General features: G+C 56.0%; 7 protein-coding genes. 2 read left to right on the top strand and 5 right to left on the bottom strand.

Annotated features, from left to right (window positions below; all coding sequences use genetic code 11):
• Both M0974_RS20565 and ssuE read left to right on the top strand, forming a co-directional pair.
• Positions 1-823: polysaccharide biosynthesis/export family protein (locus M0974_RS20565; protein WP_297840973.1), on the top strand; the 823-nt coding region annotated here is incomplete at its 5' end.
• A gap of 308 nt (positions 824-1,131) precedes the next feature.
• The gene (ssuE, locus tag M0974_RS20560; protein WP_297840971.1) at positions 1,132-1,716 is read left to right on the top strand and encodes an NADPH-dependent FMN reductase; all 585 of its coding nucleotides are present in this window, start codon (positions 1,132-1,134) and stop codon (positions 1,714-1,716) included.
• 10 nt (positions 1,717-1,726) lie between these two features.
• On the opposite strand, the gene M0974_RS20555 is transcribed toward ssuE, so the two are convergent.
• The 5 genes from M0974_RS20555 to M0974_RS20535 form a co-directional block, all read right to left on the bottom strand.
• A complete protein-coding gene (locus M0974_RS20555) occupies positions 1,727-2,332 on the bottom strand; it encodes a LysE family translocator (RefSeq protein ID WP_297840968.1) in 606 nt (201 codons plus the stop codon).
• A gap of 135 nt (positions 2,333-2,467) precedes the next feature.
• Positions 2,468-2,734 (bottom strand): hypothetical protein, encoded by a 267-nt coding sequence (locus tag M0974_RS20550; protein ID WP_297840963.1) that lies wholly within the window; start codon positions 2,732-2,734, stop codon positions 2,468-2,470.
• Between the two features lie 200 nt (positions 2,735-2,934).
• Complete coding sequence (locus M0974_RS20545) at positions 2,935-3,708, bottom strand: OmpA family protein (protein WP_297840960.1); 774 nt, start codon at positions 3,706-3,708, stop codon at positions 2,935-2,937.
• Between the two features lie 10 nt (positions 3,709-3,718).
• Positions 3,719-4,132, bottom strand: coding sequence for a DUF4398 domain-containing protein (locus M0974_RS20540; RefSeq protein ID WP_297840957.1), 414 nt, complete (start codon positions 4,130-4,132; stop codon positions 3,719-3,721).
• 234 nt (positions 4,133-4,366) lie between these two features.
• A partial coding sequence (locus M0974_RS20535) for a gluconate:H+ symporter (RefSeq protein ID WP_297840953.1) occupies positions 4,367-5,510 on the bottom strand: 1,144 nt, incomplete at its 5' end.

Raw genomic sequence — 5,510 nt, 5'->3', positions numbered from 1 at the left:
CGTATTTGAACACCCCGAGTTAACGGCCCCCGGCTCCCAGGATCAACTGGATGCCAACAGTCGGGAAGTGCTGAGCGACGGCACGGTGTACTTCCCCTATGTAGGAAGAATCCAGGCCGCCCACAAAACCGTGGCCCAAGTTCGTGAACAACTGCGACTGGGCCTCGCACCGCAATACACTGAGGTCAAAGTCGATGTCAAAGTGTTGCGTTACAACAGCCAACGCATCTTACTGTCGGGTGCCTTCAAAAGCCCAGGCTCGCAGCCGATCAACAACATTCCGTTGAGCCTGGTGCAAGCCATCAGTACCGCCGGGCTGGACCTGACCGACGCCAACCTGGCGGGATTGAGCCTCAAGCGTGATGGCAAGGAATACGTGCTCGACGTCGATGCGCTTAACCGTAAAGACTCGCAGCTCAGCAAGATATTCCTTAAGGACGGCGACTACCTCCACCTGAACAGCAACTCACCGAACAAGGTGTACGTGCTGGGCGAAGTTGTACGTCCGCAGGTGATCTCGTTTGGCACAACGTCACTGACCTTGATGGAAGCACTGGGTAACTCCGGCGGCTTAGCCCCTGATTCGGCAGACGGCAACGCGGTGTATGTGATCCGCTCAGGCGACGCCAACGGGCAGACAGCCACTGTTTATCACCTGAACGCTGAAAAGCCGACCGCCTTCATCCTGGCGCGACAATTCACGCTTGAAGCCCAAGACGTGGTGTTTGTCGGTCCAGCCAACATCACCCGTTGGAACCGTTACATCAGCAACCTGCTGCCATCGGCCAGCGTTGTTGCAACAGGTGCAGCGTTCAGGAACTGAACCTCATCGCCTCACAACAAAAGTCCCTGCCTTGAAAAACGCGGGGATTTTTTTGTCCTGAATTCAGGAGGAGCGAATTCATTCGCGAAGGTCACTAACTGTTGGCACATCAACAGTAAAACAACACTTACAAACAAAATCCACAGTCGACATCCACGACAGACAAACGTCATCTAGTAAAAATTTGTTTATTTTCAAATACTTAAATTAAACGCCATCACTGGCACACATGCTGCTTTGATCTACGTCACTAATGACCAGGCCGAGCCATCTGCATGGCGGGTGACATTGACCTAAGGAAATACAGCATGTTGGTAGTTTCACTCTCAGGTAGCCCTACGCTGAAATCTCGTTCCGGCGTTGTTTTGGAACACGCACGCAGTTGGCTACAGGCGCATGGCGTCGACGTAACCGCTTTGAAAATCCGCGACTTCAACGCCGAAGACCTGCTCTACGCCCGCTTCGACAGCCCGCAAGTCATCGACTACATCGAAGCCGTCAGGCAGGCTGATGGGCTGCTGATCGGCACCCCGGTTTATAAAGCATCATTTTCCGGCGCAATAAAAACCCTGCTCGACCTTCTGCCAGAACGCTCTTTGCACGGCAAAGTCGTATTGCCATTGGCCACCGGCGGTAGCATCGCTCACATGCTGGCGGTGGACTACGCACTAAAACCGGTACTCTCCGCCCTCAAATGCCAAGAAGTACTGCACGGTATTTTCGCTATCGATACACAGATCAGCTACAGCGACAACGAATGGGGCGGCGAACTCGACGAGATCCTCACCGAGCGCCTGCATGAAGGACTTGAGCACTTCTATCACGGCTTACAGCGCAGGGTTCAGGCCCGACAACCTGAGGCTCCCGAGTATTTTCTGAAGTTAGCGCTGTAAACCGCTCACTTCACTCAAACAGCAACGGATACAACGACACCACCAACAACAGCGCCATGGCGCTGTTGAACAGACGTAGCCAACGTGGATCGCTCAACACGTTGCGCAACAAACTGCCACAGCCAACCCAAATACAAATCGTCGGCATATTGATCAGCGCAAACACCGTCGCGATGATCCATACGTTAGTGAAATAGCTCTCCAGCGGCGTATAGGTACTGATCGCCCCCACCGCCATCACCCACGCTTTCGGGTTGACCCACTGAAACGCAGCCGCCCCCCAAAAACCCAAAGGCCGCGCCTCGCTCACCGCCTCATCTGACATCGGCCCCGAGGTCGCGATCTTCCACGCCAAGTACATCAAGTACGCCGCGCCGGCATAACGCAACACGCCGTACAGCAGTGGATACGACCGAAACAGCGCGCCTAACCCAAGCCCAACCGCTGCCACCAACACAAAGAAACCGCAGCTGACGCCGAGAATATGCGGAACAGTCCGGTTAAAACCGAAGTTCACGCCTGAGGCCAGCAGCATCGTGTTGTTGGGGCCAGGAGTGATGGAGGTGACGAATGCGAATAAAGCGAACGCTAAAAGGAGGTCAGCAGTGAAAGCCATGGGGGCAAGGTCCTAAAGAGGAATCGCCGCCACCGTAACGGACGGGGAACGGGAAGCCTATGGACAGTTGCAGTAAACTTCGGGCAGTACAGTTAAGCGCAGATAGAAATGCTCGATGGACGCGTAACTCAGGGATCAACCCTGACCGTCAGCACGAACAACTTGGCGCGATACGCTCATGTCACCGCGATTATCAAATTCATGCGCAACTAGAGGGGTTTTGATCAATTGCGCTTTTTTGATTTGATACTCATCGAATGACAAACCACGACGGTTCAAATCTTCCAGTGCCAGTTCGTGAGTTTCTTCGGCAGTGTAAGGGCGCAACTCAGGAGAGTGGCCTGCACATCCCGAAAGAACGGCAGTAGTGATTAGCAGGGCAAGAAAGGTCAGGCGTTTCATGAAGGTGTCCACGGGTTCGTTTCGGGAATGTACCAAGGGTACCCGCCGTGTTCACTTTGCAAAAATCACCCCTCTCGATAGTCGCTATCGACTAACGCGCCCCCCCGTTTAAATCCTCCTGGACGCAAAAAAGCCCGCCCACGCAAACGGCTTGCATAAGGCGGGCTTGACCAGCGTCCTTGCGGTCAGCTTGGGGAAACTCAGATGCGTGTTTTAACCCGCGCCGAGTTATTGGAAACGATGACCTCGACCCGACGGTTAAGCTGTCTGGAGTGGGCGGTGGCGTTATCGGCAATCGGGTGGCTTGAGCCATAACCGGTGCTGATCATGCGGTCGGCGGCAATACCCAGTCGCTCCAACGTCAGCACCACTGCCGCAGCACGGAGTTCGGACAGTTTCTGGTTAAAGTCGGGAGCGCCAGTGCTGTCGGTAAACCCTTCGATGCGCACATTGCGCTCGGGGTTGGCCAGCAGGAACTCGGCCAGTTGCTGAAAGCTACGCTGGCTGCCGTATTTGAGGTCAGCCTTGCCGCTGTCGAACAACACATCACCAAAAGTGATTACTTGGCCGCGCTCGGTGGTCTTGGCTTTCATCGCCTGCAACGCTCGCAATTGTGCGGTGCGTACGTCCAGACGAACCTGGGTGCGCTCAGCATCAATGGTCTTCAGACCTGCCTGGGCTTCACGGCCCAAAATAGTTTGTTCGGCAAGGGCGATTTTCTGGCTGGCGACATACGCCAACTGCTCGATCCCTGGAGCTTTACGGTTTTGGCTGGACAACTGATCGGCTTTGCTCAGCGCCGCCGAGGCATCCTTGGTTTCAAGGGCTGCCAGGGTGGTGGATTGCGGCTTACTTTGCAGTGCGGAGAACTGATCGCGGGCTTGCAACAGATCGGCGTTTTCCGGGGTAGCGGCGCAGCCCGCCAGCAACAGGCTGACAACCGCAGTAACAGGAAGCATCAATGAAATACGCATGCGGTAATCCTTACAAAGAGTCGTCAGAGAACACATTGGGGGTGCTGTCCGGTGCATTCAGCATTTCGTGCTTCAGCACTTGAATACCGTTGCGGGATGCCTCCAGTTGCTGCTGCCACTTGACCGCATGCGCCTTGCTCTCGGCCAGGTTGGCGTCCGCTTCGACCTGTTCAGCCAAGACCCGAGCCTGGGCAGCATCGCGTTCGCCGACAGCACGTTCCAGCAGCAACATCTTGTCTTGTGCCGACTTCATTTCCAGTGGCGCGTATTGAGTTGCTTCTGCAGAAACGGCACGGTTTACAGCGCTTTTGGACAGGGCTATTTGTTCTTCCGGCAAAGGTGCACTGGCGCAAGCAGCCAATACTCCGACGGCTAACAGCGAGGCAGACTTGCGGGCAAAGTTGTACGCACGTTGAAGATTCATCAAACGCTCCAGATAATTTAAATTAGCGACCTGTAACAAGGTGCTAGCGGGACGGGCCGCAGACTATCTGAAGTGCAAAAAGCGATATGTAGGGCGTTTCCGCATTAGCGAGGGGAAAAGGCGACGTGTAACGAAGGGTATGCGGGGAAAAACCCTGTGGGAGCTGCCGCAGGCTGCGATCTTTCTGACGCAATCGCAGCCTTCGGCAGCTCCTACAATATTTGGCATAACGCTTTAAACAAACCATTCCCACAACAGGAACGTGCCGATCAGCCCGACCACCGAGACGATGGTTTGCAGGACTGACCACACCCAGATCGTTTGTTTCAGTTCCAGGCCGAAGTACTCACGAACCATCCAGAAGCCGGCGTCATTGACGTGGCAGAAGAACACCGAACCCGCACCGATAGCCAATGCAACCAGCGAGCTTTGGGTCGCAGCCAAACCCGCCATCAACGGCGCAAGAATGCCCGCAGTGGTGGTGGTTGCAACAGTCGCCGAGCCGGTGGCCTGGCGCAGCAGTACGGCTATCACCCATGCCAGCAACAGGTACGGCATGTGCGCACCTTCTGCAAATTTGCTGATGGTGTGGCTCACACCGGCATCCAGCAAGGTCTGCTTCAACCCGCCACCGGCACCGATGGTCAGCAACAACACGGCAATAGGCGCCAATGCTTTGCGTAATGTGCCGCCTACGTGTTCACGAGAAAGACCGTTGGCCCAACCCAGGCAAATCACGGCCGCAATCACTGCCAGCCCCAACGCCACCAGCGGTTCGCCGAGGAACTTCAACGTCAGTGCAACGTTGCTCTCCGGAGCCATCGCCACCTTGGCCAACGTACTGCCGAGCATCAAAATAACCGGCAGCAGAATAATCAGCAGCGAGGTACCGAAGCTTGGCTGACGGGTCGCGGTCGGTTTGGCGGTGAACAGCGCGCCGATGTCAGCGGGCTCGCCAACGTGCATGCGCTTGGACAACCAGTTGCCGTAAATCGGTCCGGCGAGGATCACCGCCGGTATTGCGATCATGAAGCCCAACAGCATGGTCAAGCCCAAATCGGCGTGCAACGCGCTCACGGCAATCAATGGCCCCGGATGTGGCGGCATCAACGCATGCAACGTGGTCATGCCCGCCAGCGCCGGTATCGCAATCTTCAGTAGCGGCTGCCCGGAGCGACGCGCCATGACGAAGATGATCGGCACCATCATCACCAGACCCACTTCGAAAAACAGCGGCAAGCCAATGACCATTGCCACCAGCGCCATGACCCACGGCAGCGAGCGGCCTTTGCCCAGCCCGAGCAAGGTCGTAGCGATTCGGTCTGCAGCACCGGACTCGGCCATCAGTGCACCGAGCATCGAGCCCAGCGCAATAATG

The organism is Pseudomonas sp. (assembly GCF_026224925.1).
In the GTDB taxonomy this organism is placed as follows: Bacteria; Pseudomonadota; Gammaproteobacteria; order Pseudomonadales; family Pseudomonadaceae; genus Aquipseudomonas.
Note: the sequence above shows the minus strand (reverse complement) of the source record. Positions and strands in the feature narration are given on the sequence as shown.

Coding starts and splice junctions, on each gene's coding strand:
- ssuE (WP_297840971.1), top strand. CDS start 1,132: ATGTTGGTAGTTTCACTCTCAGGTAGCCCTACGCTGAAATCTCGTTCC.
- M0974_RS20555 (WP_297840968.1), bottom strand. CDS start 2,332: ATGGCTTTCACTGCTGACCTCCTTTTAGCGTTCGCTTTATTCGCATTC.
- M0974_RS20550 (WP_297840963.1), bottom strand. CDS start 2,734: ATGAAACGCCTGACCTTTCTTGCCCTGCTAATCACTACTGCCGTTCTT.
- M0974_RS20545 (WP_297840960.1), bottom strand. CDS start 3,708: ATGCGTATTTCATTGATGCTTCCTGTTACTGCGGTTGTCAGCCTGTTG.
- M0974_RS20540 (WP_297840957.1), bottom strand. CDS start 4,132: ATGAATCTTCAACGTGCGTACAACTTTGCCCGCAAGTCTGCCTCGCTG.